This is a genomic window from Mycetocola sp. CAN_C7, assembly GCF_015752285.1.
Lineage (GTDB): Bacteria > Actinomycetota > Actinomycetes > Actinomycetales > Microbacteriaceae > Mycetocola_A.
In genome coordinates this window covers 428,538-454,490 of sequence record NZ_JADOUY010000001.1, presented here as the reverse complement: position 1 = coordinate 454,490, position 25,953 = coordinate 428,538, and the positions used below count along the sequence as shown (strand labels likewise).

Sequence of the window (25,953 nt, the reverse complement as noted above, 5' to 3'; positions counted from 1 at the left end):
AGAGGCGGCGGATGTCGCGGAAACAGCCAGGGAATAGCTTGCTCTGTATACCCAGGCGCCTCGGGCGGCTAGAATGATGCCGTGCGTGCAAGCGATAGGGCCTACGACGTCCTCAAGGACGACATCCTTCAGTGGCGGCTCGCACCCGGGACGGTGCTCGGTGAGACCGAGCAGTCCGAGCGTCTCGGCATCTCGCGCACGCCGCTCCGCGAGGCGATCACGCGGCTCGCCGCCGAGGGACTCGTCGACACCCAGCGCGGGCGAGCGGGCGTCGTCACCGATGTCTCACCGGCGAACCTCACCGAGCTGTTCGAACTCCGCGAAGCGCTCGAAACCCAGGCCGCCCGGCTCGCGGCCCGGCGACGGAAGGCCGAAGTCTTCCTCGCTCTGCGCGACGACTTCCTCGCTGCCCCCGCCGGGCTCGACCGCGACACCGCCGGCTATTACGACCTTGTCGGGCGTCTCGATGCCGCCGTCGACGCTGCGATGGCCAACCGGTTCCTCCTCGCCTCGCTCACCGGCCTGCGCAGCCACCTCGCGCGGGCCAGACGCCTCGCCCAGGACAACCCGGCCCGGCTGGCCGAGTCCGTAGCCGAGCACCTGCTCATCGTGCAGGCCATCCTCGACCGCGACGAGATGCTCGCCGCACAGGCCACGGCCGTGCACCTGCGCAGGAGCCTCGCCAATCTTCTCGACACCGCCGGCTCACCCGGCGCATCCGACTTGTCTTCGACGAAGGGAACACCATGAAGACCCATCACCTGCGCGTACACACGAGCGAAGAGAACCTCGACCGCACCGGCCAGCTGGCCTGGGCGATCGCCGAGGTCGCCGCCGACCGGGTCGACGTGACCCCCGAGGTCACCGACATGATCATCAACCGGGTGATCGACAACGCCGCCGTCGCCGCGGCATCCCTCACCCGCGCGCCGGTCGTCGCCGCTCGCTCGCAAGCCCTCGCTCACCCGTGCACGACCGGCGGAGACGGTGCGACGGTCCTCGGAGCGGATGCCGCCCGCCGGGTCAGCCCCGAGTGGGCCGCCTGGGCCAACGGCGTCGCCGTGCGTGAACTCGACTACCACGACACCTTCCTCGCGGCTGACTACTCGCACCCGGGCGACAACATTCCCCCGATCGTCGCCGTCGCCCAGCATGTCGGAGCATCCGGTGCCGACCTCGTGCGTGGCATCGCCACCGGCTACGAGATCCAGATCGACCTGGTGAAGGCGATCAGCCTGCACAAGCACAAGATCGACCACGTGGCGCACCTCGGCCCCTCTGCGGCCGCCGGGATCGGCACCCTTCTCGGTCTCGACGTCGAGACGATCTTCCAGGCCGTCGGCCAGGCGCTGCACACCACGACGGCCACCCGGCAGTCGCGCAAGGGCCAGATCTCCACCTGGAAGGCCCACGCCCCCGCTTTCGCCGGCAAGATGGCCGTCGAAGCGGTCGACCGTGCGATGCGCGGGCAGACCTCGCCCGAGCCGATCTACGAGGGCGAAGACGGTGTTCTCGCCTGGCTGCTCGATGGACCCGACTCGTCGTACGAGGTTCCGCTGCCCGAACAGGGCGAGCCGAAACTCGCCATCCTCGACAGCTACACGAAGGAGCACTCGGCCGAGTACCAGGCGCAGGCCTGGATCGACCTTGCACGCAAGCTCCACGCCGAACACCCGGAGCTGCTCGCGCCCGGCACCATCGACCGTGTGGTGCTGCACACCTCGCACCACACGCACTACGTCATCGGCTCGGGTGCCAACGACCCGCAGAAGTATGACCCGCTTGTCTCCCGCGAGACGCTCGATCACTCGATTCCGTACATTTTCACTGTGGCGCTCCAGGACGGTCTCTGGCACCACGTCGACTCATACGCGCCCGCCCGCGCCGGGCGTGAAGATACCGTGGACCTGTGGAACCGCGTGAGCACCGAAGAAGACGCCGAATGGACCCGCCGGTACCACTCGCTCGACCCGGCGGAGAAGGCATTCGGCGGGCGGGTCGAGATCACTCTCACCGACGGCTCGACGATCACGGACGAGATCGCCGTCGCCGACGCCCACCCGCTCGGTGCCCGCCCGTTCGCCCGCGAGGACTACGTTGCGAAGTTCCGCACTCTCGCTGCCGACGTGCTCGAGCCGGAGGAGATCGAGCGCTTCCTCGGTCTGGCCCAGCGCCTCCCCGACCTCACCGCAGACGAGCTCGGCGGACTCACCATCCGCGCGGCAGCCGGGGTCCTTTCCTCGGTCGAGTCGCCGAAAGGACTGTTCTGATGCTGTACTCCACCACCACACCCGCCGACAAGCGACGCTTCTTCCGTGAGCGACTGTCGAGTGGTGAACTGCTCCGTTTTCCCGGTGCATTCAACCCGCTCTCGGCACGACTCATCGAGCAGAAGGGCTTCGACGGCGTCTACATCTCGGGCGCGGTGCTCAGCGCAGACCTGGGCCTGCCCGACATCGGCCTGACCACCCTCACCGAGGTGGCCGGCCGGGCGAAGCAGATCGCCCGCATGACGGAGCTGCCCGCCCTCGTCGATGCCGACACCGGATTCGGTGAGCCGATGAACGTGGCCCGCACGATTCAGGAACTCGAGGATGCCGGTCTCGCCGGCATGCACATCGAGGATCAGGTCAACCCGAAACGCTGCGGTCACCTCGACGGCAAGCAGGTCGTCGACGAATCGACTGCGCTCAAGCGGATCCGATCGGCGGCCGACGCACGTCGTGACGACAACTTCCTGATCATGGCGCGCACGGACATCCGTGCGGTCGACGGTCTCGACGCGGCGATCGACCGGGCAAAAAAGCTCGTGGATGCCGGAGCGGACGCGATCTTCCCCGAGGCGATGCGCGACCTCAGCGAGTTCGAGGCCGTTCGTGCAGCGGTCGACGTGCCGATCCTCGCCAACATGACCGAGTTCGGCAAGAGTGAGTTGTTCACCAGTGCCCAGCTCGCCGACGTCGGCATCAACCTCGTGATCTGGCCGGTGTCCCTGCTCCGCATCGCGATGGGAGCAGCCGGTCGTGCGCTCGACACGCTGAACGACGAAGGCTCCCTCACGTCTGCGCTCGGTGAGATGCAGCACAGGGCGGACCTGTACGACCTGATCGACTACGAGGGCTACAACCACTTCGACACCTCAGTGTTCAACTTCACGGTGACCAGGTGACCAGCCCGATCACCTGCCTAGTCACTAGGGTGGACTGGCAGCAGACGCCGGCGACCGAGCAAAGGAGCATCGCATGACCGATTCCGAGATCAAGAAGGGCCTTGCGGGGGTCGTCGTCGACTACACCGCCGTCTCCAAGGTGAACCCGGAGACCAACTCCCTGCTCTACCGCGGATACCCCGTCCATGAGCTCGCGGCCAACTGCAGTTTCGAGCAGGTCGCGTATCTGCTCTGGCACGGGGAGTTGCCGACGGATGCCGAATTGAGGGCATTCGTGGACGTCGAACGCGGCCAGCGCGCCCTCGGCGACAACGTCAAGGCGGTCATCGACCTCATTCCGACGACGGCGCATCCGATGGACGTGCTCCGCACAGCGGTCAGTGCGATCGGGGCGTCCGACCCCGATGCAGAACTCGCCACAGAGGAATCGAGTCTCAACAAGGCGGCCAGGCTCTACGCTCAGCTTCCGGCGATCGTCGCGTACGACCAGCGTCGGCGTCACGGGAACGACCTCGTGCCGCCGAGGGACGACCTCGGCTACTCCGAGAACTTCCTCTGGATGACGTTCGGTGAGGTCCCGGCCCCGGTCGTCGTCGACGCCTTCAACGTCTCGATGATCCTCTACGCCGAGCACTCCTTCAACGCGTCCACCTTCACTGCCCGGGTCATCACGTCGACGCTCAGCGACCTGTACTCCGCTGTCGTCGGCGGCATCGGTGCGCTCAAGGGCGCGCTGCACGGTGGGGCGAACGAGGCCGTCATGCACACCTTCGACGAGATCGGCACGGCAGACAAGGCGGAGGCCTGGCTCGAGGATGCCCTCGCAACCAAGCGCAAGATCATGGGCTTCGGGCACCGGGTCTACAAGAACGGCGACTCGCGGGTGCCGACGATGAAGGCCGCTCTCGAGACCCTCGTCGAGCACTACGACCGTCCGGAGACACTCGAGTTGTACAACACACTCGAAGAGGCGATGGTGTCGCGCAAGGACATCAAGCCGAACCTCGACTACCCGTCCGGCCCCGCATACAACCTGATGGGTTTCGACACGCTGACTTTCACTCCGTTGTTCGTGGCGGCGCGGGTCGTCGGCTGGACGGCCCACATCATGGAGCAGGCGGCGTCCAACGCACTCATCCGCCCGCTGTCCGAGTACAACGGTCCGGACGAACGGCACCTGGCCGGCTGACTCAGATGCTGAGCCCGGTCGAAGGCTCGGTGTCGTCGGCTCGGTGATTGTGGGCTCGGTGCAGAGCACGCACCGGCACGGTTGCGGTGGGTTGTCCGTCTTCTACAGCGCGGATGCCTCGTCGGCGGCGACCGCGTAGCATCCGTCGAATGCACATGATCTTCCGCACCCTCCTGTTGTTCTGGCGTGCTCCCCGTGCGGGCAGGCGCGGCACGCCTCTCGGCCACTACGACGTCGGTCGACTGTCGATGCGGACGCTGCCGACGGATCTCGACCTCAACCGGCACATGAACAACGGCGTCTACCTGTCGGTTCTCGATCTGGGCCGGTTCGACCTGCTCATTCGCAACGGGATCTGGGACATCCTGCGCGGGCGGGGCTGGTACCCGGTGGTCGTGTCCGAGTCGATCACGTTCCGCAAGTCGCTGACGCTCTGGCAGAAGTTCGTGATCGAGACGCGGGTGTCCGGCTACGACGAGAAGGCGGTCTTCGTCGACCAGCGCATCGTCGTCGGTGGTGAGATCTACGCCCAGGCGGTCGTCCGGGCGCGCTTCCTCAAGAAGACGGGTGGAACGGTCTCGGTCGCCGAACTCATCGATGCGATCGGCACTGTTCCTCCCGACCTGCGCCTGCCCGAGTGGCAGGTGCGCTGGGGTGCGGATGTCGCGCTCCCGTCGACCTCGGCCGCCGCGCCGAGCGAGTGGCCGGGCGCGGTGCTCGACCCGCGGGGCTGAAGCGACGCATCCGTCGGCATCCGTTCGTCGCTTCAGACGACGGAAACGGTGGTGTTGCGCGCGTCGCAGCGACCGTTTGTGTCCATTGAACGCAAACGCGCTCTCACACCACTGCGGGGCCGTAGGCGAAAACGCGGTCGGGGTCGTACTGCGCGCGTGTCTTCGACAGCCGCTCGAACGTATCCCCGGGCCAGGCGCTCGCGAACCGCTCCGAGTCGGTGACGTTTCCCGCGAAGTTGATGTTCGTCTCGGGGGAGACCCACCGTGACGCCGCGGCGAGGAACGCGTCCGCCGCCGCCGGCATCCGTTCGAACAACGGCGGAGCGACCCCGATCAACGTCAGGGTGTGTGCGCTCTTCCGTCCGCCAGCTGCCGACCCGCCGGCCACATCCGTCGCGGTCGCGCCACCCAGGTGGCGCACCTCCACCCCGACGAACGGTGCGCCTGCTTCCCGGCCGAAATGGGCGAGGAGTTCATCGACGAATTCCTGATCGATGGGTGTGAGCAGAAATCCGCGCGTCCACACCGGTCCTGGCTCGGACGGGTCCCCGTGGATGCCCCCGACCTCGGTGGCGGGAATCTCGGCGACGCCGTCGATGTACACAGGTGCGGCAGCCCGGAGAGGGGCGAGGATCCGCTCGCCCTCCGTGGAATTCCCCACCCAGGCGAAGCGCAGGCTCAGCAGGAATCGTCCGCGGAACGGTTCGGGGATCTCCTCGATCGGCGGCATGTTCATCAGAGCGACCGATGTGGTTGCGGCCGCAGGCGCCGTCGGCAACCAGTCGGTCCACGCGCGCAGGGCTGCCTCGACGTTCGGGCCGTCGAAGAAGAGGCTCCCGGCATAGAGGGTGCGGATCGGCACGAGCTCGACCCGCATCTCGGTGACGACACCGAGACCGCCTTTTCCGCCGCGCAGTGCCCAGAACAGGTCGGGATTCTCGTCGGCGTCTGCGGTGACGAGGCTGCCGTCTGCAAGCACAACGCGGAATCCTCGCACCCAGTCCGAGGTGAATCCGTGGCTGCGGGCGAGCGGTCCGAGGCCGCCGCCGAGGGTGTAGCCGATCGCACCGACGTGGGTCGACGACCCGGTGATCGGGGCGAGACCGTGCTCAGCCGCCGCTCGGATCACCGCCTCCCAGCGCACGCCGGCAGCGATTGTCGCGACGCGGGATTCCGGATCGACCGACAGGTCGAGCATCCGTTTGGTGAGCAGTAGCAGTCCGTCGATGATCGGTGCTTCGGCTCCGTGCCCGGTGGCCTGAACCCGCACGGCGAGTCCGTGACCGGCGGCGAAGCGCACCGCGGCGCGCACATCCGCGTCGGAATGGGGGATGACGGCGAGGTGCGGTGTGTGAACGATGAGAGTGTTCTGGGCGGCTACTTCGGCCGCGAAGTGCGGATCGTCAGGTTCGAGGACGTCGCCGTTGAGAGCCGCTCTCAGCTCGGCGACATCGGTGTCGGTAAGTGTCATGGCGCACACTTTACGCACGCGGCGGCCGGGAACACCAGTGCTATCTGAGGATGCCTCAACTCTGCGGATGTCGGTGGCGCTGACATAGGGTGAACGGGATGGACGCGCTCGCCGAACCCCGCACCGCCCCAGACGCCGCGTCTGGATCGGCCACCGACGCGCCCGCCAGGCACTCGCGGTATGCCCCGCAACATCCGCTGCAGCTTTCCCGGACGATCGCTCCGCTCGCCCGAGGCGGCGACGGTCCGTGCTTCCGCCGCACCAGCACCGGTGCGTGGATCACGATGCGCACGCCGCTCGGCCCTGCCACGCTGCGTCTCGAGCAGGATGCCGACGGCATCCGATCGACCGCATGGGGTGCCGGTGCCGAGTGGGCGCTCGACGGCGTCCCTGAACTGCTGGGCGCACGCGATGACTGGGACGACATCGACCTGTCTCCGAGCCCTCTCCTGACCGAGGTACGTCGCCGTAATCCAGGCCTGCGACTCAGCCGCAACCGGCTGGTGCTCGAGATGCTCGTGCCGTCGATCCTCGAACAGAAGGTCACCGCGGTCGAGGCCTGGCGGGCCTGGCGGATGCTCGTTCGACGACACGGCGAGGTCGCTCCCGGCCCGGCACCCGACGGCATGGTGGTCGCGCCGACGGCAGACGGCTGGAGGATGATTCCGAGCTGGGAGTGGCATACGGCGGGCGTCGGACCGCAGCGCTCAGAGACGGCGGTGCGCGCGAGCCGGGTCTCCGCCGCCCTGGAGCGCACCGTCACCGGCGCGGGCGATGTCGCCGCCGAGTCGGCCGAGGCATCCGTTCGTCTGCGCAGCCTGCCGGGTATCGGGATCTGGACGGCCGCCGAAGTGACATCGAGGTCACACGGCGACCCGGATGCCGTCAGCGTCGGGGACTACCATCTCGCGTCCACCGTCGGGATGGCGCTCACCGGCTCGCCGGTCGACGACGACGGCATGCTCGAGCTGCTGTCCCCGTGGGCCGGGCAGCGGCAGCGCGTACTGCGGCTGATCCTGGCCAGCGGGATTTCCAAGCCGCGGCGTGGCCCGAAGATCACCATTCAGGATCACCGCGGGCACTGAGTCCCGTACGGGCGCACGTCGTGTGAGCTATTCGCTCTCCAGCACCGCCATCGCCGCATTGTGGCCGCCGAGGCCGGACACCGCTCCGCCGCGCCGCGCACCCGAGCCACAGAGCACGATTCTCGGATGCGCCGTCGCAACACCCCAGCGTTCGGCCGGGGTGGTCGCGGGGGCGTCATCCTCGAGGAACGGCCAGTCCAGCCCGCCGTGGAAGATATTGCCCTTCGGCATGCCGACCGACTGTTCGATGTCGAGTGTGGTCTTGGTTTCGATGCAGGGGCGACCGGCGGCATCCATGCTCAGGACACCCTCGATCGGCTCGGCAAGCACCGAGTTGAGCGATGCGAGCACCGCGGCCTGCAACTCATCCCGACGCTCGGCATTGTTCTCGGGGGTGATCAGTCGCGACGGCACGTGCAGTCCGAACACGGTGAGCGTCTGGGCACCCGCCTCGCGCAGCTCGGGCGACAGGATGGTCGGGTCGGCGAGCGAATGGCAGTAGATCTCGCACGGCAACGGGTTCGGGATGCCGCCGGAAGCGGCCGTCAGGTACGCCTCGTCGAGTTGCGTCCACGACTCGTTGATGTGGAAGGTGCCGCCGAACGCGGCTTCAGGGCTGATCGTCTCGTCACGCAGGCGCGGCAGGCGGGTGAGCAGCAGGTTGACCTTGACCTGCGCGCCCTCGCGGGAGTGGTTGGGGATGTCGTCCGTTCCGATACCGAACGGACGCGCCTCGAAGACGCCGACGGACGGTTCGCCGGCCGCGAGCTGGTCCCGCCCGTACGACACTTCGGTTCCGGCGATGAGAAGGCGGTCGAGGGTGGCGGGAGCGACGTTGGCCAGGACCCACTCGGCCGATGCCTCCAGCTCGGCGCCGTCGACGACGTAACGCACCGAACCGGACGGGTGCACGGCGGCCACCTGTGCTCCGGTGACGAGGGTCGCTCCTGCGTTCCGTGCCGCGCGGGCGAGTTCGGCTGACACTGCGCCCATGCCGCCGACGGGAACATCCCAGTTCCCGGTGCCTCCACCGATGAGGTGATAGAGGAAGCAGATGTTCTGCTGCAGGTCAGCATCATCGGCACGCGCAAAGGTGCCGATGAGGGCGTCGGTGAGCACGACGCCTCTGACCAGGTCGTTGTGCAGGTGCCGGGAGATGATCTCTCCGATTGGATGCTCGATCATGGCGTCCCACACGCTGGAGCCGCCGGCGTCCGTCACGAGTCGTTTCGCCTCCGACCGGGTCAGCAGTGGGCCGGTCATCGTCGGCCAGAGTGCCTGGGTGAGTACACGGCAGTGCTCGTAGAACTGCTCGAAGAGGTCATGCTCGTCGTCGGGCGCGCCGATCCGGGTGAAGGACGCCGCGGTGGCGACCGGGTCATCGTTGTCGACGAGCAGGCCACGGCTCGGGTCGGCCGGGTCGGGCGTGTACGACGAGTAGCGGCGGCGGACCAGCGTGATGTCGAGCCCGAGGTCGTCGATGATCCGCGCGGGGAGCAGGCTGACGAGGTACGAGTACCGCGAGAGCCAGGCCTCGACCCCGTCGAAAGCCTGGGCAGAGACCGCTGCGCCGCCGACGGCATCCAGTCGTTCGAGGAGCAGCACCCGCTTTCCGGCCTTGCCGAGATACGCGGCGGCGACGAGGCCGTTATGGCCTCCACCGACGATGATGGCGTCGTACGTCTGCGCTGTCGTCATGCTGCGATTCTTGCACGGCGCCCGACTCTGACCGCGAGTTGCTGGGTTTGAGGGGTGCGGGTGCAGGGTGACCCCTGTAAACCCAGCAACTCGCGAGGGGGGTCAGATCGCCCGGGCCAGCGCACCGCGCACAGCGGTCACCGCAGGCCGCGCCGCACTCACCCGTCGCGCCGAGGTGAACACCGTCCGCGACGGGATCCCGGGCAGGTCGAGCAGCCGCAGTCCCGGTTCGCGCCCGGCCCAGACCAGGTCCGGCAGCATGCCGACCGCGTTGCCCGATTCGATCAGACGGATGTGTGCGATGAGATCCGCGGTCTCGAAACGAACGTCGGGCTCGAAACCCTCCGCGCGGCAGAGTTGCGTCGCCCAGAGTCGGGCGACGGTCCCCGCCGGTTCCATCACGAACGGGAGCCCAGCGACATCGGCGAGGGACGTCGCGTCGGATGCCGTCGGCACGGCGAGTCTGAGGGCATCCGTCGCGAGGAACTCGCGGTCGAGGTCGGGCAGGTGTGGTCGGGTGTGGCCCGGGTACTGCTCGGCGAGCACGAGGTCGAAGTCGCGCGCGGCCAGGTCGAAGAGGCCGGCTTCGGGCTCGCGTTCGACAATCTCGACGCGCAACTGCGGATGCTCCATCCGCAGGATCGACAGTGCGGCGGGGATGACGGCGTGCGCAGCCGACTGGAAGACGGCGAGCCGCACGGTACCGACGACGGCGTCGAGCGATGTGGCGAGCTCGGCCTCTGCCCGTTCCATGCTGTCGAGCAGTTCGGCTGCACGCGTGGCGAGCAGCTCGCCCTGCGGTGTCAGCTGCACCCGGCGGCCGCTCTTCTGCAGCAGTTTCACGCCGGCCTCGCGCTCGAGTTGAGCGAGTTGCTGCGACACCGACGACGGGCTGAAAGCCAGGGCCGAGGCGACGTCGGCAAGTGTTCCGCGCAACTGCACCTCGCGAAGCAGTCGGAGGCGGCGCATGTCGAGCATGACAGCAGCCTACTCGTCAGAAATCCCGATGAATATCCGTCAGAAACATTCGCTTTTCTGAATCGACGGTGGCGCGCACACTGAGTCTGAGAGTTGCAGCACACGACCGCGCAGCTCCCCGTCATCGACCTTCAGAGGGAATAGTCTCGTGATCATGCCTCACACCTCGGCCGGCGCCGATTTGAGCGCCACTCAGCTCGCGACGGATGCCGTCACTCTCGCCCGCAAGTGGGTCGACGAGAGCGCAGGCGCACCGGTCGACCCCGCCGCCCAGCGCCTCGCCGAGGTTCTGAAGGACCCGAACGGCCTCGACTTCACCGTCGGATTCGTCGACGGTGTCATGCGCCCCGAAGACCTCTTCGTCGCCGGCTACAACCTCCAGCGCGTCGCGAAGCTGACCCCCGCGTTCCTGCCCTGGTACCTGCGTGCCGCCATCCGGGCCGGAGGCATCCTCGGCCCGGTGATCCCCTGGGTCGTCATCCCGGTCGCGCGCCGCGTGTTGCGTTCGATGGTCGGGCACCTCGTCGTCGATGCCACTCCGGCCCGGCTCGGTCCGGCGATCGCTGCGCTCAAGGAGGAGGGCTCGAGGCTCAATCTCAACCTGCTGGGCGAAGCGGTGCTCGGCGAGGGCGAAGCCGCCAAACGCCTCGCGGGAACGCACGCCCTCCTCGCCCGCGGTGACGTCGACTACGTGTCGATCAAGGTCTCGGCGATCGCGTCGCAGCTGTCGATGTGGTCGTTCGACGACGCCGTCGAGCGGGTCGTCGAACGTCTCACTCCGCTCTACGAGCTCGCCGCGAATTCCGGCTCCGAGAAGTTCATCAACCTCGACATGGAGGAGTACCGCGACCTCGACCTCACGATTTCCGTATTCACGCGCATTCTCGACCAGCCGCAGTTGAAGGACCTCGAAGCCGGGATCGTGTTGCAGGCCTACCTGCCCGACGCCCTCGCGGCGATGCAGATTCTGCAGGATTGGGCTGCAGCGCGGGTGGCTTCCGGTGGCGCTCCGATCAAGGTTCGGCTCGTGAAGGGCGCGAACCTGGCCATGGAGGGAGTCGATGCGGCCATCCACGACTGGGCAACGGCGCCGTACGACTCGAAGCAGGACACCGACGCCAACTACAAGCGAGTGATGATGTGGGCGCTCACCCCTGAACGTGCGAAGAACGTGCGGATCGGGGTCGCCGGCCACAACCTCTTCGACCTCGCGTTCGCCTGGCTGCTCGCGCAGGCGCGCGGTGTGACTGACGCCGTCGAGTTCGAAATGCTGCTCGGCATGGCGACCGGGCAGGCCGACGCGGTGAAGCGCGACGTCGGCAACCTCCTGCTCTACACACCGGTGGTGAGCCCGCGCGAGTTCGACGTCGCGATCTCGTACCTGATTCGCCGGCTCGAGGAGAACGCGTCGCAGGAGAACTTCATGTCAGCGGTCTTCGAGCTGCAGGAGAACACGGCGCTGTTCGAGCGCGAGCGGCAGCGCTTCCTTGCCTCAGCTGCCCAGCTCGAAGCGACCCCGCACGAGATCCCCTCCCCTCGTCGCACCCAGAACCGTGAGACCGAATGGACCCTGGCGACGGCAGATGAGCTCGTCGCCCCGAGACAGACGGATGCTTTCACTCGCCCGGACGACGATGAGGTCGGCATGACGCAGCAGGTCCTCGGCCTCTCACGAGGGTCGAAGACGGAGTCTCCTTTCGACACCGTGCGCGTGTTCGACACGACGACGCTCAACACGATTCCTGCGACCGACCTGGGCGCCCCCGGATTCGTCAACACGCGAGACACCGACCCTGCCCTGCCGGCGAACCGCGCCTGGGCCGGGCGCATCCTCGCCCGGGTGCCAGGCAGCGAACTCGGCAACCGGACGATCGCCGAGTGCACCGTCGAGGATGCTGCGACACTCGAGTTCATCGTGGAGGGCGTTCGGTCCCGCGGTGCCGCCTGGGGTGCACTGCCCGCCGCCGACAGGGCCGCCGTGCTCGACCGCGCCGGACTCGCGCTCGCCGCCAACCGTGACCGCCTGCTCGAGGTGATGGCATCCGAAACCGGTAAGACTCTCGCAGAAGCAGACCCCGAGGTGAGCGAAGCCATCGACTTCGCCCACTACTACGCGGCCAAGGCGCGCGAGCTCGACGCGATCCGCGGCGCCCGCTTCGTGCCCTCCCAGCTCACCGTCGTCACTCCGCCGTGGAACTTCCCCGTCGCCATCCCCGCCGGCGGCGTGCTCGCCGCGCTCGCCGCCGGGTCCGGTGTCATTCTCAAGCCGGCACACCAGGCACGCCGTTCGGCAGCCGTTCTCGTCGAGGCGCTGTGGGAGGCCGGCATCCCGCAGGAACTCCTCACCCTCGTCTCGCTCGACGAGCGAGAGCTTGGCAAGCAGCTCGTCTCACACCCTGCTGTGGACCGGGTCATCCTCACCGGCGCCTGGGAGACGGCGAAACTGTTCCGCTCATGGCGACCCGACCTTCCGTTGCTCGCCGAAACGAGCGGTAAGAACGCCATCATCGTCACCCCGAGCGCCGATCTCGACCTGGCCGCTGCCGACGTCGTGAAGAGCGCGTTCGGTCATGCCGGTCAGAAATGCTCGGCCGCGAGCCTCGTCATCCTCGTCGGTTCGGTCGCGAAGAGCGAGCGGTTCCTGCGCCAGCTCGTCGACGCAGCCAGGTCACTCCGGGTGGGCTACCCCGACGAAGCCACGAGCCAGATGGGTCCGATCATCGAGCCCGCCTCAGGCAAGCTGCTGCACGCGCTCACCGAGCTCGGTGTCGGTGAGAAGTGGCTCGTCGAGCCGAAGCGGCTCGACGACACCGGACGGCTGTGGTCCCCGGGGATCCGTGCGGATGTCGCCCCCGGCTCCTATTTCCACCTCACCGAGTTCTTCGGCCCGGTTCTCGGGGTCATGCACGCCGCAACCCTGTCCGAGGCGATCCGGCTCACCAACGCCATCGACTACGGACTCACCTCCGGTCTGCACACGCAGGACCCGGACGACCTCGCTGAGTGGCTCGACTCCGTCGAGGCCGGCAACCTCTATGTCAACCGCGGCATCACCGGGGCCATCGTGCAGCGTCAGCCGTTCGGCGGCTGGAAACGCTCGGCCGTCGGGGCGGGTGCCAAGGCCGGTGGGCCCAACTACCTGCTCACGCTGGGCTCCTGGCTCCCCGATTCCGGGTCGAGCAGCAAGACGCTGCACCTGCGGGGTCTCGACGCCCGGGTGACGCGACTGATCGAGTCGGCACAGCCGTCGCTCGGTTACGAGGAGTTCGACCTGCTCCGACGGTCAGCGCTGTCCGATGCGATCGCGTGGGGCAACGAGTACGGCGAAACGAAGGATGCGTCCGGGATCGCCGTGGAGCGCAACCTTTTCCGGTACCGCCCGGTCCCGGTCTCCGTCCGGGCGACAGCGGATGCCGCACTGGGTGATGTGCTTCGAGTCGCTCTCTCCGCCGTCCGTTCGCGGTCCACGTTCACGTTGAGCGTGGCATCCGCCCTGCCGACCGCCGTCCGCGGCGTTCTCGGTGACCTCGGCATCCCGGTCATCGTGGAGACCGACGGCGAATGGGTCGACCGCACCGCACCGAGTGATGTGCCCCGGGTGCGCCTGGTCGGATCGGATGCCGCGCGGGCAGCCCTGCACGGCGCACTCGCCGAGGCGGCAGACGGAAACCCGGACCTGGCGATCTATGCGGGAGCCGTGACGCAGTCCGGGCGCATCGAACTTCTGCCGTTCCTGCACGAGCAGGCGATCTCGATCACCGCGCACCGCTTCGGCAACCTCGACCCGTGGAGTGAGCAGGTTCTCTGACGCGGGCGTCAGGCCGAGCGGTCAGCGCGGCCTGGAACGGCTGTGGTCGCCGTGCCGGCCGGGAACGCCAGCGACAGCAGATACACGGCGAGCACACTCATCACGGCGATCTCGCCGCCGTCCTCGAGTGCGATGAAGAGCGGGTCGACGACGGGCATGTCGATGAACGGGCTGTGCAGCACATCGACGGCGATGCCGAAGAAGACCAGGGCGGCGAAGATTCCGGCGAGGACCAGGGAGATCCGACGGATCTCGCGGCGAGAGCGACGGTAGGCGACCGCGAGCGAGACGAGCAGGATCACCCCGACGAGAGCAAGCCAGACCGCCTCGCCGATGTGGCTCGAAATCGAGCCGACGTACATCACGCTCGTCGCGAACCAGGTGCCGAAGGCCTCGTGGATCATGAAGTAGTCGTCGATCAGCAGGTAGGTGGTCGCGGCGGCGAAGACCGCGACGATGCCGGCACGGAGGCGAACGCTGGCGGCCAGAAGGAGCAGGATCGACCAGCCCGTCAGCATCTGGAAGAACACCTCGCCGTAGCCCCGTTCGCTGCCGAGGTCGAACAGCGGGCTCCACGGCACACCGATGAACCGGTGAGTGAAGTGCAGCACGAGATAGCATCCGGTCGTCAGCCACAGCAGGGCGAGCAGGCCGGCGAGCCGCGGATCGTCGAAACCCAGGGCGGTCTTCGCCCGGACGACGATCGGCGGCTTCGAGGTGCCCGACTCGGGCCTGTTGGCAAACATTCATCCAATGGTGTCAGAACGGGGGACACCGGCGCCGCGCCGCGCGGCCCGAGACGCTGAATTTCTGCACACCCACCTCCGTGCGGCTGGCGGTCGGAGCATACTGGTGCCATGGCATCCGCTCCCCGGACAGATTCCGGCACCCAGCGCGTCGTACTCCTCGTCGCGATCCTTGCGTCATTCGTCGCCTTTCTCGACGGAACCATCATCAACGTCGCCCTCCCGTCGATCACTCGAGAGTTCGGTGGTGGGCTGCCGGTGCAGCAGTGGGTGGTGGACTCCTACCTCCTGACGCTCGGCGCGTTCATCCTGCTCGCCGGTTCGCTGTCGGATGCCTTCGGCCGGGTCCGCATCCTCGCGATCGGCCTCGTCGGCTTCGGTGTCACTTCCCTGCTCTGTGCCGTCGCCCCGAGCGCCGAGTTCCTCATCGTCGTCCGCGCTCTCCAGGGGGCGACGGCAGCCCTGCTCGTTCCGAGTTCGCTCGCGATCATCATCTCGACATTCTCGGGTCAGGCCCAGGCGAAGGCGATCGGCACCTGGACGGCCTGGACAGGCACTGCCATGATCATCGGTCCGCTGCTCGGCGGCTTGCTCGTCGACACCGTCTCGTGGCGACTGGTCTTCGGGATCAACGTGCTGCCGATCGCCGTGACTCTCTGGCTGCTGCTGAAGATGGAGAAGCAGCCCGCGCTCATTGCACGGCCTCGCGTCGACGTCGTCGGAGCGACGCTCGGCGCGATCGGACTCGGCGGCCCGGTTTTCGCCCTGATTGAGCAGGGCAGGTACGGCTGGACCAGTCCGATCGTCTGGGTTCCTCTCGTCGTCGGCGTGATCGCATTCGCTCTGTTCCTCTGGTGGGAAGGCCGCACCCGTGACCCGATGATGCCGCTGAGCCTGTTCGCGTCTCGCAATTTCTCAGCGGGCAACATCGCCACGGTCTTCGTCTACGGCGCGCTCGGCTTCGGCTTTTTCGTGATCGCCATCTACCTGCAGCAGGTCGCCGGCTGGTCGGCCACCCTCGCCGGACTGGCCACCCTGCCTCCGACGCTCGTGATGCTCGTTCTCTCGAGCCGGATCGGATCACTCGCCGGTCGGCTCGGACCCCGGCTGTTCATGACGATCGGACCTCTCGTCGCCGGCGTCGGCTTTCTGTTCATGCTCACCGTCGCCCCCGAGATCAACTACTGGTTGCAGCTGCTGCCCGGTCTCGTGCTCTTCGGCATCGGCCTGGCGATCACCGTCGCACCGCTGACGAGTGCAATCCTCGGAGCCATCGATCCGGCACAGGCCGGGATCGGATCAGCGGTCAACAATGCGGTCGCCCGTGTGGCCGGTCTCGTCGCCGTCGCGTGCGCCGGGCTCATTCTCGGAACGGTCCTCGACCTCCCCGGCCTGCACCGCGCGCTGGTTGCGACCGCAGTGATGCTGTTTCTCGGGGGAATCGTCTCGTTCATCGGCATCCGCAATCCGGCACCGGTCACCGAACCTGCTACCGCAAGCTGACGTCAGCGGGTGACCGTCAGCGACGGATGCCGAGTGCAGCGGTCACGATGGTGAGCGCCTCATCGGGGGCGAGCCCCAGGGATTTCACGCGGTCGGCGTATGCGACGGCGGCGAGTTGCGCCTGCTGACGACCGGCGTCTCCTGACGCCGCAATGAACGATCCGTTCCTGCCACGGGTTTCGATCACCTCGTCCTGCTCGAGTTCGCGGTAGGCCCGCGCGACGGTGGTGGCCGCCAGGCCGAGTTCCTCTGCCAGCCTGCGTACTGTCGGCAGTTTGTCGCCAGGAACAAGTGCGCCTGACCGTGCCCCTTCGATCACCTGCATCCGCAGTTGTTCGAACGGAGGCGTCGATGAGGTGGAGTCGATGACGAACCGGGATCCCATGGTCACTCCTTCGCGTACGGCAACGACTGCTGCGGTGACCGGGCCGCTCCGAGCATCCTGATCAACGCGTCCGGCAGTTCCATCCGACCGATGTCCTGCGAGTCGATCACCCCGTCGTCGGCGCCGGATACCCCGCTGAGCGCGGTGACCTCGTCGTGCAGCCGCTCCATTTTCAGGTCGAGGCGGTTTGCCGCCGACGCGGCGTCGCGCAGTTCGGTGAGCAGACGCTCGGGCACGTCGCGGTTGTACTTGTAATAGATCTTGTGTTCGAGGCTGGCCCAGAAATCCATCGCGATGGTGCGGATCTGCACCTCGACCTTCACCTGCTCGACATGGTCGGACATGAAGACCGGCACTTCGATGATCATGTGCAGGCTCTTGTACCCGTTCTCCTTGGGCTCGGCGATGTAGTCGCGAACCTGCAGGACTGTCACATCCTGCTGGGCGGCGATCATGTCGAAGATCTTGTAGGTGTCCGAGATGAAGCTGCAGGTGACGCGGATGCCGGCGATATCGTGCAGCCCGGACCGGATGCCGTCGAGGGTGAGCTCGCAGCCCGTGCGATTCGCTTTCGTGAGGATGCTCTCCGGCGATTTCAGCCGGGAACTCACGTGCTCGATCGGGCTGTAATCGTGACGGTGGGAGAACTCTTCCTTGAGGATGTTGATCTTCGTCATCACCTCGTCGATGCCGAATTTGTACGACAGCATGAAGCGAGTGAACTCATCGGTGAGCGCTCGAAGGTCGCTCAGGTCTCGATGGACATCGGACATGTGGCTCGGTTCCTCCCGTGGCGGGGGAGAACCGCCGCCACCAGTCTGCCAGCATGGCGCTGGCTGTCGGCCGTGAGAACTCCTCGCCAGATCGGAGCTGCCGTGGTTACATGACTTCACAACCACTCAAACGCCGCAATGCGGTGAGAAGATGAGGACATTCGAATGAGCTACATCACTGTCGGTCAGGAAAACTCGACCAACATCGACCTCTACTACGAAGACCACGGCTCCGGGCAGGCCGTCGTGCTCATCCATGGCTACCCGCTCGACGGCCACTCGTGGGAGAAACAGTCTGCGGCCCTCCTCGGCGCCGGCTACCGGGTCATCACCTACGATCGACGCGGGTTCGGTCAGTCGAGCCAGCCCACCGTCGGGTACGACTTCGACACGTTCGCCGCCGATCTCAATACCGTCCTCGAGACCCTCGACCTGCGCGACGCGATTCTCGTCGGATTCTCGATGGGAACAGGCGAGGTGGGACGCTACCTCGGTACCTACGGGTCGGACCGCGTGGCCAAGGCCGCGTTCCTTGCATCACTCGAGCCCTTCCTTCTGCAGACGGACGACAACCCGACCGGAGTGCCGCAGGAGGTCTTCGACGGGATCGAGTCCGCCGCGACGGCCGATCGCTTCGCCTGGTTCGACGACTTCTACACGAACTTCTACAACCTCGATGACACGCTCGGGTCGCGTATCAGTGAGGCGGCCGTCCGCGGCAGCTGGAACGTCGCGGTCTCGGCGTCGTGGTTCGCGGCATCTGCTGTCGTTCCGAGCTGGCTGACCGACTTCCGCGGAGACATCCCGAAGATCGATGTGCCGACCCTGATCCTGCACGGAACCGCAGATCAGATCCTCCCGATCGACTCGACGGCTCGCCCGTTCTCGCAGCTCCTCCCGGATGCCGACTACGTCGAGATCGAGGGAGCGCCGCACGGTCTGCTCTGGACCCACGCCGACGAGGTCAATGAGGCGCTGCTCGCCTTCGTCAAGAAGTAGGAGACCCTGAGGCGGATGCCGCCGCTCGCATCCGCGACCGGTGGCATCCGTGCGTCCTGACCTAGTCGAGATCTTCCTGGATCATCCGGGGTGAGGCGTGAATGCACACGAGCTCGAGCCGGTCGGTGCCGGTATTGGTGAAGGCATGGGCGGTTCCAGCCGGCACGGTCACGATGTCCCCGGCCTCGGCCCTGATGCTCTCACCATCGGCGATGATCGTCGCGGAGCCGGCACGTACCACCCAGGTCTCGGTGTACGGATGACGATGAAGACCGGGCCCCTGACCCGGTTCGTTGTCGACCAGAAAAAACGAAACCCCTGACCCGTGGGCCTCGCCTTCGAAGCGAGACGTGCGACCTGAGCCGACGATGAGATCTGCTGCTTTGACGACTGTGACCATTTCGCGGCTCCGTTCGATGCGACTCCCGCCATTGTTCACGTGCTTGCCTCGGCGTTCAAGCGTCCTCCGCCCGGACACCCGCCGTTCACTGTGGAGTAACCCGGGTTCATTAGACAAGACAGGCACCCGTCTTCCACCCACCCTGGAGCCCCCATGCCTGCATCACGCCGTTCCCGGCGCCGCTCACCCGTGTCAGCCATCGCAGCGGCGGGCGTCGTCGCCGTCGGCTGCTCACTTCTGCTCGCTCCGCCGGCCACCGCAGCGGTCGTCACCGAGCCGATCAGCTACTCGGCCCAGGATGCTGCGCTCGGTCTCTCGGTTCTGGGTAGTTATGAGACAGGAATCTTCGACCAGTCCGCCGCCGAGATCGTCGCCTACTACGACGACCGTGTCTTCACCGTCAACGCCCAGGCCGGCGCGGTGGATGTTCTCGACGTCAGCGACCCGACGGCACCGGAGAAGCTCTACTCGATCACCGGTGACGGCATCGCAAACTCCATCGCCATCCGCGCAGACGGTCTCGGCGTCATCGCCCTCGAATCCGCGCCGAAGACCGACGCAGGATCGCTGGTCTTCTTCGACGCGAACAGCGCGACAGCGGATGCCGTTCTCGGCGAGGTCACGGTCGGCGCACTTCCTGACATGGTCACCATCTCGGCAGACGGCCGATTCGCTGTCGTCGCCAACGAGGGCGAGCCCAGCGATGACTTCACGGTCGACCCCGAGGGTTCGGTCGGCGTCGTATCGCTGCCCACCGCACTCTCCGCACCGACACAGGATGCCGTTGCGATCGCCGACTTCCATGAGTTCGAAGCGGGTGGCTCGCTCACTCTCGACCCCGGCGTCCGCGTGTTCGGTCCGACGCCGGAAGCCGGAAACCCGGTGTCGCGCAACCTTGAACCCGAGTACGTGGCCATCGACGGTGGCACCGCATATGCGGCGCTCCAGGAAGCAAACGCGGTCGCAGAAATCGACCTCGCCACCGCGACGGTGACGGACATCGTGCCGCTCGGCTTCACGGACCGCGGAACGACCGGTAACGGTCTCGATGCATCCGATCGCGATCCGCGCGACGCTCCGACCATCAACATCGAGACCTACCCGGGCCTCCACGGCGTGTACATGCCAGACAGCATCAGCACGTACCGGTCGAACGGCACCACGTACCTCGTCACAGCCAACGAGGGCGACTCGCGCGAATGGGGCGACTTCATCGACGCGGCACGGGTGAAGGACCTCGGCGACGACCTCCCGCCGGTCTGTGACACCAGTTCGCTTGCCGGTCTCACCGGTGACGCCGACCTCGGGCGGCTCACCATCATCACGGACCTCGGGTTGAGCGAGTCAGGCGATTGCTACGACGAGCTGTACGCCTTCGGTGGCCGCTCCTTCTCGGTCTGGACGACGGACGGCGACCTCGTCTACGACTCCGGTGACAGCCTCGAGCAGATCACCGCGGCGGCGAACCCCGCCTTCTTCAACTCGAACCATTCCGAATCCAACGCAGAGGGTCGCAGCGACGACAAGGGACCCGAGCCGGAGAACCTCACCATCGGCACGGTCGATGGACGTACATACGCCTTCATCGGACTGGAGCGCGTCGGCGGTGTTGCCGTTTACGACATCACCGACCCGGCTGCACCGACCTTCGTCACGTACCTCAACAACCGCAACTTCGCCGAGTCCGTCGAAGACGGTGGCGACCTGGCATCCGCCGGCGATCTCGGGCCTGAGGGGCTCGCCTTCATCCCGGCAACGACCTCACCGACCGGCACGCCGATGCTCGCCGTCGGCAACGAGGTGTCTGGCACGACGACCCTGTTCTCCATCGACGTACTCGGCGGGGACACCACCACTCTCCAGGTCCTCGGCATCAACGACTTCCACGGCCGGATCGAGCAGAACCTCGGCAACGGTGAAGCGGGAGCAGCGGTGCTGGCCGGAGCGGTCGACGCCCTCACCGCCGAGAACCCGAACACCGTGTTCGTTTCAGCGGGCGACAACATCGGCGCGTCGACGTTCACGTCGTTCTCGCAGCAGGATGCCCCGACCATCGAGGCACTCGTCGCCAGCGGTCTCTCGGTTTCCGCTGTCGGCAACCACGAGTTCGACGGCGGCTTCGCCGACCTGACCGATCGGGTCATTCCCGCGTACGGCGGGTCCGAGTTCGCACTCGGTGCCAACGTGTACCTGACAGGCACGACGACCCCGGCGCTCGACGAGTTCGCCCTCAAGACCGTCGACGGCGTCACTATCGGGTTCATCGGAACCGTCACCGAACAGACGGCGTCGATGGTCTCCCCGGCCGGCATCGCCGACATCGAATTCGGTGACCAGCTCGAGGCGGCGAACCGCGTCGCCGGCCAGCTGCAGGACGGCGACGAGACCAACGGCGAGGCAGACGTGCTCGTGCTGCTCACCCACGACGGAGCGGATGTCGCGGACTGCGACACCATCGCAACGGGCACGAGCGACTATGCACAACTCGTCCGGGGAGCGTCAGGCAACATCGACGCCATCCTGTCCGGCCATACGCACCAGGAGTACGCCTGCTCATACCCGGTCGACGGCTGGGCTGACGGGATCGAACGCCCGGTGGTCCAGGCCGGCCAGTACGGCACCAACCTCGACCGGCTCACGATCGAGGTCGACCCGGCGGATCACACGGTGGTGTCGCTCTCCGCCGACCTGCTGCCCCTCGTCATCGATGGGTCGGCCGCATACGCTGCAGACCCGACGGTCGCGGCCATCGTGGCAGAGGCAACAGCAGAAGCCGAGGTCGTCGGTGCAACTCCCGTCGGCGCGATCAGCGCAGACATTCTCCGCGGTGGAACGGCCGGCTCCGACCGGGGAGTCGAATCCTCACTCGGCAACCTCATCGCTGACATCCAGCTCTGGGCAACGTCACACGACGGCTTCGGCGGCGAACCCGCACAGATCGCCCTGATGAATCCGGGCGGACTGCGCGATGACCTGCTCTACGGCACAGACGGGGTGGTGACCTACAAAGAGGCCGCGGCCGTGCAGCCGTTCGCGAACACGCTCTGGACGGTGGAGCTCACCGGAGCCCAGCTCGCAGACGTCCTCGAGGAACAGTGGCAGCCGGACGGATCGTCCCGGCCCAAGCTGCACCTCGGAACGTCGGAGGGCTTCAGCTACACCTACGACCCGGACGCTGCCCGCGGCAGTCACATCCTCTCGATGACCTATAAAGGGAAGACGATCGCCGCAGACGACGTCTACCGAGTCGCCACGAACTCGTTCCTGGTCTCCGGCGGCGACAACTTCACGACCTTCGCTGACGGCGCCAACGCGACCGACACCGGCCAGGCCGATCTCGCAGCGACCGTCTCCTACTTCGAGGCGCACGACCTCGTCGACCCGGCTCCGCTCGGACGAGCCGTCGTCGCCGGTACCGACTGGGCGACCGTGACGCTCGACTCGGCATCCGTCGAACAGGGCGGGTCTGTCAACGTGACCGTGACCGGGCTCGAGGACGGGCAGCAGATCGACGCCACGTTGTTCTCGGAGCCGATCGTGGTCGCTGGCATCCCCGCCGCAGACGCATCGGGCACGGTGAGGTTCACCGTCGAGGTGCCTGCTGACTTCGACGTGGGTGTGCACACGCTCGCCGTGTCGTCGGTGGGACTCGAACCGATCACGACGGCTGTGACGGTTCTCGCCGCCCCTGGTTCGCCCGCGGGCTCTCCCGCAGACGACCTCGCTGCGACGGGAGCGAACGTCGGACTGCTTGCCGTGCTCGGCATCCTTCTGACGCTCGCCGGAGCCGGCCTGCTCCGTCGCCGCCCGCTCCTGCTCGCCGCGGCGAATAGTCGCCCGACCGTGTAGCCCCGAATACCACTGATGCCGTGACCCGCGAGAAATCGCGGGTCACGGCATCCGTTCGTCGCGGTTTACATAGCAGCGGAGCCGCTGGACCGTCAAGGCCCCCCGCTTTGAAAGCCCCGCCAGTCTCCCGCTGATAGCGTCCTAGTCATGAACATTCTTCTCATCGTCATCGCAGTTATCGCCGTCGTCCTCCTGGTCACCGGTGGTTTCGTGCAGTCCCTGAACTTCCTGCTGTGGGTGGGCGTCGTCCTTCTGGTCCTCGCCATCATCGCGTGGCTGCTCCGCGCAGTAACCGGTCGCAAGAGCCTCTAGCGGTTCACGCTCCGGGGGGATGCCGGAGCGCCTGGCGGGCGGGGGAAAACCGCCAGGCACACAGCTGAAAACCAGGCCACGCCTCTTCACTCCGGTGAAGGGGCGTGGCTTTTTGGCGCAGCCGGAGCCGCCGTCAGTCCGCGGAGCGGTGGATCAGGCGCGACAACACGATGGCGCTGCGGGTGTGGTCCACGTTCGGCGCGTTCCTCACTCGTTCGAGCGCTGCTTCGAGGCTGGGAATGTCTCGTGACCGCATGTGCACGATTGCGTCGGCCCCGCCGGTCACCGTTCCGGCGTCGACGACCTCGGGCACGGCGGAGAGGATCCGCAGCAGCTCGTCCGGGGCCACCGTTCCGCGGCAGAAGAGCTCGACGTATGCTTCGGTGTGGAGCCCGTCGACCGCGGGGTCGACCTGGATCGTGAATCCGCGAATGACTCCATCGGCGACGAGCCGGTCGACGCGGCGTTTGATGGCGGATGCCGACAGGCCCACCTCCTGACCGATGTCGCCATAGCCGGCTCGGGCGTTCTGGCGGAGAAGGTCGATGATGCCGCGATCGAGGTTGTCCATGCGCACAGTCTACGGGAGATCATTGCGTCCAGCGTGCCGCTGACGCACGATTCCTGCGCCCTACAGCGAACAACTTCGCATCGGTGCGTGTCACACTGGGAGAACGGCGTGCCCTGGTCGAGACCGACCGAGGGACTCGAGGACTGCGTCCGCCGCTTACCTTCGTGATGGAGACAAGCATGACAAACACCGAAACGGCGGCGCAGATGGCTCCGGCCACGCGGACCCCCAGCCCTCGCACCTACCTCATGTGCCGCCCGGAGCACTTCACAGTGTCCTACAAGATCAACCCGTGGATGGAGCCGACCAAGCCCACGAACACGGCTCGTGCCCTCGCACAGTGGCAGACCCTCTACGACACCTACATCGGGCTCGGCCACACCGTCGAACTCGTCGACCCGGTCGCCGGACTCCCAGACATGGTCTACTCGGCGAACGGCGGCTTCGTCATCGACAACATCGCATACGGCGCCAGCTTCACCTTCCCGGAGCGACAGGCGGAGGGCCCGGCATACATGGACTGGTTCGGTGCGCACGGATTCGATGTGCGGGTTCCCGAAAACGTCAACGAGGGCGAGGGTGACTTCCTCCTCGTCGGAGACACCATCCTCGCCGGCACCGGATTCCGCAGCGAGTCACGCAGCCATTCAGAGGTCGCCGCGCTGTTCGGCCGCGACGTCGTCACCCTGACTCTGACCAACCCGAATTTCTACCACCTCGACACCGCCATCGCCGTGCTCGACCCTCTCACCGGCGACGACACCGCAAACATCGCCTACCTGCCGTCCGCCTTCGATGCGAAGTCGCTCGCGATTCTTCGCGATCGTTACCCTGACGCGATCATCGTCGGTGAGCAAGACGCGTCGATCCTCGGCCTGAACTCCATCTCTGACGGCTACAACGTCGTGATCGCGTCGAGGGCAACCGGCTTCGAGCGCCAGCTGCGTGAGCGCGGCTACAACCCCATCGGTGTCGACCTGTCGGAGCTGTTGCTCGGCGGAGGAGGAGTGAAATGCTGCACGTTGGAGCTCCGTCGATGACTACCGCAGCGACGACGACACCGAGCGACGTGGTGGCCGAGGCAATCCACGCCGAAGAAGCTGTCGTCGCACACAACTACCACCCGCTCGCCGTCGTCGTGGCATCCGCTGACGGCGCCTGGGTCACCGACGTCACCGGCAAACGGTACCTCGACTGCCTCGCCGCGTATTCAGCGGTGAACTTCGGGCACTCGAACCCGATCCTGCTCGCCGCGGCCCGTGAGCAACTCGACCGGGTCACCCTCACGAGTCGTGCGTTCCACAACGACCAGCTCGGCCCGTTCGCGCAGGCGCTCGCCGACCTCTGCGGAAAAGACACCGTTCTTCCGATGAACACCGGGGCTGAAGCCGTCGAATCCGGGATCAAGATCGCTCGCGCCTGGGGTTACCGCGTGAAGGGTGTCGCCCGGGACCGGGCGAACATCATCGTGATGGCCGGCAACTTCCACGGCCGTACAACGACGATCATCAGCTTCTCGGATGACGACGACGCACGTGCCGACTTCGGCCCGTTCACCCCGGGCTTCCGTACGGTTCCGTATGGAGACGCCGACGCCCTGGCCGCGGCCATCGACGACGACACCGTCGCCGTTCTGGTGGAGCCGATCCAGGGCGAATCAGGCGTCGTCGTGCCTCCGGCCGCCTATCTCCCCGCTGTCCGCGAGATCTGCACCGCGCGGAACGTGCTCTTCATCGCCGACGAGATCCAATCGGGCCTCGGCCGGACCGGCGCGACATTCGCCTGTGACCTCGTCGGTGTTGTCCCTGACCTGTACCTGCTCGGCAAGGCGCTCGGTGGCGGGATCGTTCCCGTTTCCGCCGTCGTCGGCAACTCGGACATCCTCGGTGTTCTGCGTCCTGGGCAGCACGGCTCCACCTTCGGGGGCAACCCGCTGGCATCCGCAGTCGGCCACGCGGTCGTGCGGATGCTCGCGAGCGGCGAATACCAGAAGCGTGCGCGGGTGTTGGGGGCACGGCTGCACCGCCGGCTCGGCGACCTGGTCGGTTCGGGTGTTCTCGACGTCCACGGTGCCGGGCTCTGGGCCGGCGTCGACATCGACCCGTCGCTCGCCACCGGGCGCGAGGTCTGCGAACTCCTGATGGCGCGCGGCGTCCTCGTCAAAGACACCCACGGGTCGACCATCCGGTTCGCTCCGCCGATCGTGATCGAGGAGAGCGACCTCGACTGGATGGTCGATCAGCTCGCAGCCGTGCTCGAGGAGCTGCGCGCAGGGTAGTTCCC

Annotated in this window: 21 protein-coding genes; 13 read left to right on the top strand and 8 right to left on the bottom strand. The window is 66.8% G+C overall.

The annotated features are described in order from the left end of the window. Positions 1 to 81 precede the first annotated feature (81 nt). The 5 genes from IWX78_RS02100 to IWX78_RS02080 all read left to right on the top strand — a co-directional run bounded on the left by IWX78_RS02100 (position 82) and on the right by IWX78_RS02080 (position 5,092). Positions 82 to 750, top strand: a complete 669-nt coding sequence (locus IWX78_RS02100; RefSeq protein WP_196831722.1) for a GntR family transcriptional regulator — start codon at positions 82 to 84, stop codon at positions 748 to 750. Beyond that, a complete protein-coding gene (locus IWX78_RS02095) occupies positions 747 to 2,270 on the top strand; it encodes an MmgE/PrpD family protein (RefSeq protein WP_196831721.1) in 1,524 nt (507 codons plus the stop codon). Before IWX78_RS02100 ends, IWX78_RS02095 begins: the two co-directional genes overlap by 4 nt. After that, positions 2,270 to 3,169: a methylisocitrate lyase gene (gene prpB, locus IWX78_RS02090; protein WP_196831720.1), complete on the top strand. Its 900-nt coding sequence runs from the start codon at positions 2,270 to 2,272 to the stop codon at positions 3,167 to 3,169. The genes IWX78_RS02095 and prpB overlap by 1 nt, the downstream gene beginning before the upstream one ends. Before the next feature lie 73 nt (positions 3,170 to 3,242). After that, positions 3,243 to 4,358 (top strand): bifunctional 2-methylcitrate synthase/citrate synthase, encoded by a 1,116-nt coding sequence (locus tag IWX78_RS02085; RefSeq protein WP_196831719.1) that lies wholly within the window; start codon positions 3,243 to 3,245, stop codon positions 4,356 to 4,358. 149 nt (positions 4,359 to 4,507) lie between these two features. Next, positions 4,508 to 5,092, top strand: coding sequence for an acyl-CoA thioesterase (locus tag IWX78_RS02080; protein ID WP_196831718.1), 585 nt, complete (start codon positions 4,508 to 4,510; stop codon positions 5,090 to 5,092). Between the two features lie 103 nt (positions 5,093 to 5,195). Here IWX78_RS02080 and IWX78_RS02075 read toward each other — a convergent pair whose 3' ends face one another. Beyond that, positions 5,196 to 6,563 (bottom strand): FAD-dependent oxidoreductase, encoded by a 1,368-nt coding sequence (locus IWX78_RS02075; protein ID WP_196831717.1) that lies wholly within the window; start codon positions 6,561 to 6,563, stop codon positions 5,196 to 5,198. Between the two features lie 98 nt (positions 6,564 to 6,661). Here IWX78_RS02075 and IWX78_RS02070 point away from each other — a divergent pair, with 98 nt between their 5' ends. Then, complete coding sequence (locus IWX78_RS02070; RefSeq protein ID WP_196831716.1) at positions 6,662 to 7,648, top strand: DNA-3-methyladenine glycosylase family protein; 987 nt, start codon at positions 6,662 to 6,664, stop codon at positions 7,646 to 7,648. A 27-nt stretch (positions 7,649 to 7,675) separates the two neighbouring features. Here the strand turns inward: IWX78_RS02070 and IWX78_RS02065 are convergent, their stop codons facing one another. Beyond that, a complete protein-coding gene (locus tag IWX78_RS02065) occupies positions 7,676 to 9,346 on the bottom strand; it encodes a phytoene desaturase family protein (RefSeq protein WP_196831715.1) in 1,671 nt (556 codons plus the stop codon). A 102-nt stretch (positions 9,347 to 9,448) separates the two neighbouring features. Continuing rightward, positions 9,449 to 10,324 (bottom strand): LysR substrate-binding domain-containing protein, encoded by an 876-nt coding sequence (locus tag IWX78_RS02060; RefSeq protein WP_196831714.1) that lies wholly within the window; start codon positions 10,322 to 10,324, stop codon positions 9,449 to 9,451. A 154-nt stretch (positions 10,325 to 10,478) separates the two neighbouring features. On the opposite strand from IWX78_RS02060, the gene IWX78_RS02055 reads away from it, so the two are divergent. Further along, positions 10,479 to 14,132: a proline dehydrogenase family protein gene (locus IWX78_RS02055; RefSeq protein ID WP_196831713.1), complete on the top strand. Its 3,654-nt coding sequence runs from the start codon at positions 10,479 to 10,481 to the stop codon at positions 14,130 to 14,132. An 8-nt stretch (positions 14,133 to 14,140) separates the two neighbouring features. On the opposite strand, the gene IWX78_RS02050 is transcribed toward IWX78_RS02055, so the two are convergent. Then, a complete protein-coding gene (locus IWX78_RS02050) occupies positions 14,141 to 14,878 on the bottom strand; it encodes a hypothetical protein (RefSeq protein WP_196831712.1) in 738 nt (245 codons plus the stop codon). Between the two features lie 111 nt (positions 14,879 to 14,989). Here IWX78_RS02050 and IWX78_RS02045 point away from each other — a divergent pair, with 111 nt between their 5' ends. Next, the gene (locus tag IWX78_RS02045; protein WP_196831711.1) at positions 14,990 to 16,381 is read left to right on the top strand and encodes a DHA2 family efflux MFS transporter permease subunit; all 1,392 of its coding nucleotides are present in this window, start codon (positions 14,990 to 14,992) and stop codon (positions 16,379 to 16,381) included. A 16-nt stretch (positions 16,382 to 16,397) separates the two neighbouring features. Here IWX78_RS02045 and IWX78_RS02040 read toward each other — a convergent pair whose 3' ends face one another. Both IWX78_RS02040 and IWX78_RS02035 read right to left on the bottom strand, forming a co-directional pair. Next, the gene (locus IWX78_RS02040) at positions 16,398 to 16,766 is read right to left on the bottom strand and encodes a GntR family transcriptional regulator (protein WP_196831710.1); all 369 of its coding nucleotides are present in this window, start codon (positions 16,764 to 16,766) and stop codon (positions 16,398 to 16,400) included. Positions 16,767 to 16,768: 2 nt separating this feature from the next. Continuing rightward, the gene (locus IWX78_RS02035) at positions 16,769 to 17,539 is read right to left on the bottom strand and encodes a GTP pyrophosphokinase (protein WP_196831709.1); all 771 of its coding nucleotides are present in this window, start codon (positions 17,537 to 17,539) and stop codon (positions 16,769 to 16,771) included. Positions 17,540 to 17,704: 165 nt separating this feature from the next. Here IWX78_RS02035 and IWX78_RS02030 point away from each other — a divergent pair, with 165 nt between their 5' ends. Beyond that, positions 17,705 to 18,538, top strand: a complete 834-nt coding sequence (locus IWX78_RS02030; RefSeq protein WP_196831708.1) for an alpha/beta fold hydrolase — start codon at positions 17,705 to 17,707, stop codon at positions 18,536 to 18,538. A gap of 61 nt (positions 18,539 to 18,599) precedes the next feature. On the opposite strand, the gene IWX78_RS02025 is transcribed toward IWX78_RS02030, so the two are convergent. Next, positions 18,600 to 18,938 carry a cupin domain-containing protein gene (locus tag IWX78_RS02025; protein ID WP_196831707.1) on the bottom strand — a complete coding sequence of 113 codons (339 nt, stop codon included), beginning with the start codon at positions 18,936 to 18,938 and terminating at the stop codon, positions 18,600 to 18,602. A 153-nt stretch (positions 18,939 to 19,091) separates the two neighbouring features. Here IWX78_RS02025 and IWX78_RS02020 point away from each other — a divergent pair, with 153 nt between their 5' ends. Continuing rightward, a complete protein-coding gene (locus IWX78_RS02020; protein ID WP_196831706.1) occupies positions 19,092 to 22,787 on the top strand; it encodes a choice-of-anchor I family protein in 3,696 nt (1,231 codons plus the stop codon). 147 nt (positions 22,788 to 22,934) lie between these two features. Next, positions 22,935 to 23,099 carry a hypothetical protein gene (locus tag IWX78_RS02015; protein WP_196831705.1) on the top strand — a complete coding sequence of 55 codons (165 nt, stop codon included), beginning with the start codon at positions 22,935 to 22,937 and terminating at the stop codon, positions 23,097 to 23,099. A gap of 133 nt (positions 23,100 to 23,232) precedes the next feature. On the opposite strand, the gene IWX78_RS02010 is transcribed toward IWX78_RS02015, so the two are convergent. Continuing rightward, complete coding sequence (locus IWX78_RS02010; RefSeq protein WP_196831704.1) at positions 23,233 to 23,670, bottom strand: Lrp/AsnC family transcriptional regulator; 438 nt, start codon at positions 23,668 to 23,670, stop codon at positions 23,233 to 23,235. A gap of 179 nt (positions 23,671 to 23,849) precedes the next feature. Between IWX78_RS02010 and ddaH the strand changes: the two genes are divergently transcribed. Both ddaH and rocD read left to right on the top strand, forming a co-directional pair. After that, entirely contained in the window at positions 23,850 to 24,710 is an 861-nt protein-coding gene (gene ddaH / locus IWX78_RS02005) for a dimethylargininase (protein ID WP_196831703.1), read from the top strand. Then, on the top strand, positions 24,707 to 25,948 hold the full coding sequence (gene rocD / locus IWX78_RS02000) for an ornithine--oxo-acid transaminase (protein WP_196831702.1): 1,242 nt from the start codon (positions 24,707 to 24,709) through the stop codon (positions 25,946 to 25,948). The genes ddaH and rocD overlap by 4 nt, the downstream gene beginning before the upstream one ends. The last annotated feature ends 5 nt before the right edge of the window (positions 25,949 to 25,953 follow it).

Coding starts and splice junctions, on each gene's coding strand:
- IWX78_RS02035 (WP_196831709.1), bottom strand. CDS start 17,539: ATGTCCGATGTCCATCGAGACCTGAGCGACCTTCGAGCGCTCACCGAT.
- IWX78_RS02095 (WP_196831721.1), top strand. CDS start 747: ATGAAGACCCATCACCTGCGCGTACACACGAGCGAAGAGAACCTCGAC.
- ddaH (WP_196831703.1), top strand. CDS start 23,850: ATGACAAACACCGAAACGGCGGCGCAGATGGCTCCGGCCACGCGGACC.
- IWX78_RS02025 (WP_196831707.1), bottom strand. CDS start 18,938: ATGGTCACAGTCGTCAAAGCAGCAGATCTCATCGTCGGCTCAGGTCGC.
- IWX78_RS02080 (WP_196831718.1), top strand. CDS start 4,508: ATGCACATGATCTTCCGCACCCTCCTGTTGTTCTGGCGTGCTCCCCGT.
- IWX78_RS02075 (WP_196831717.1), bottom strand. CDS start 6,563: ATGACACTTACCGACACCGATGTCGCCGAGCTGAGAGCGGCTCTCAAC.
- IWX78_RS02070 (WP_196831716.1), top strand. CDS start 6,662: ATGGACGCGCTCGCCGAACCCCGCACCGCCCCAGACGCCGCGTCTGGA.
- IWX78_RS02050 (WP_196831712.1), bottom strand. CDS start 14,878: ATGTTTGCCAACAGGCCCGAGTCGGGCACCTCGAAGCCGCCGATCGTC.
- IWX78_RS02030 (WP_196831708.1), top strand. CDS start 17,705: ATGAGCTACATCACTGTCGGTCAGGAAAACTCGACCAACATCGACCTC.
- rocD (WP_196831702.1), top strand. CDS start 24,707: ATGACTACCGCAGCGACGACGACACCGAGCGACGTGGTGGCCGAGGCA.
- IWX78_RS02010 (WP_196831704.1), bottom strand. CDS start 23,670: ATGGACAACCTCGATCGCGGCATCATCGACCTTCTCCGCCAGAACGCC.
- IWX78_RS02045 (WP_196831711.1), top strand. CDS start 14,990: ATGGCATCCGCTCCCCGGACAGATTCCGGCACCCAGCGCGTCGTACTC.
- IWX78_RS02055 (WP_196831713.1), top strand. CDS start 10,479: ATGCCTCACACCTCGGCCGGCGCCGATTTGAGCGCCACTCAGCTCGCG.
- IWX78_RS02040 (WP_196831710.1), bottom strand. CDS start 16,766: ATGGGATCCCGGTTCGTCATCGACTCCACCTCATCGACGCCTCCGTTC.
- IWX78_RS02085 (WP_196831719.1), top strand. CDS start 3,243: ATGACCGATTCCGAGATCAAGAAGGGCCTTGCGGGGGTCGTCGTCGAC.
- prpB (WP_196831720.1), top strand. CDS start 2,270: ATGCTGTACTCCACCACCACACCCGCCGACAAGCGACGCTTCTTCCGT.
- IWX78_RS02020 (WP_196831706.1), top strand. CDS start 19,092: ATGCCTGCATCACGCCGTTCCCGGCGCCGCTCACCCGTGTCAGCCATC.
- IWX78_RS02060 (WP_196831714.1), bottom strand. CDS start 10,324: ATGCTCGACATGCGCCGCCTCCGACTGCTTCGCGAGGTGCAGTTGCGC.
- IWX78_RS02015 (WP_196831705.1), top strand. CDS start 22,935: ATGAACATTCTTCTCATCGTCATCGCAGTTATCGCCGTCGTCCTCCTG.
- IWX78_RS02065 (WP_196831715.1), bottom strand. CDS start 9,346: ATGACGACAGCGCAGACGTACGACGCCATCATCGTCGGTGGAGGCCAT.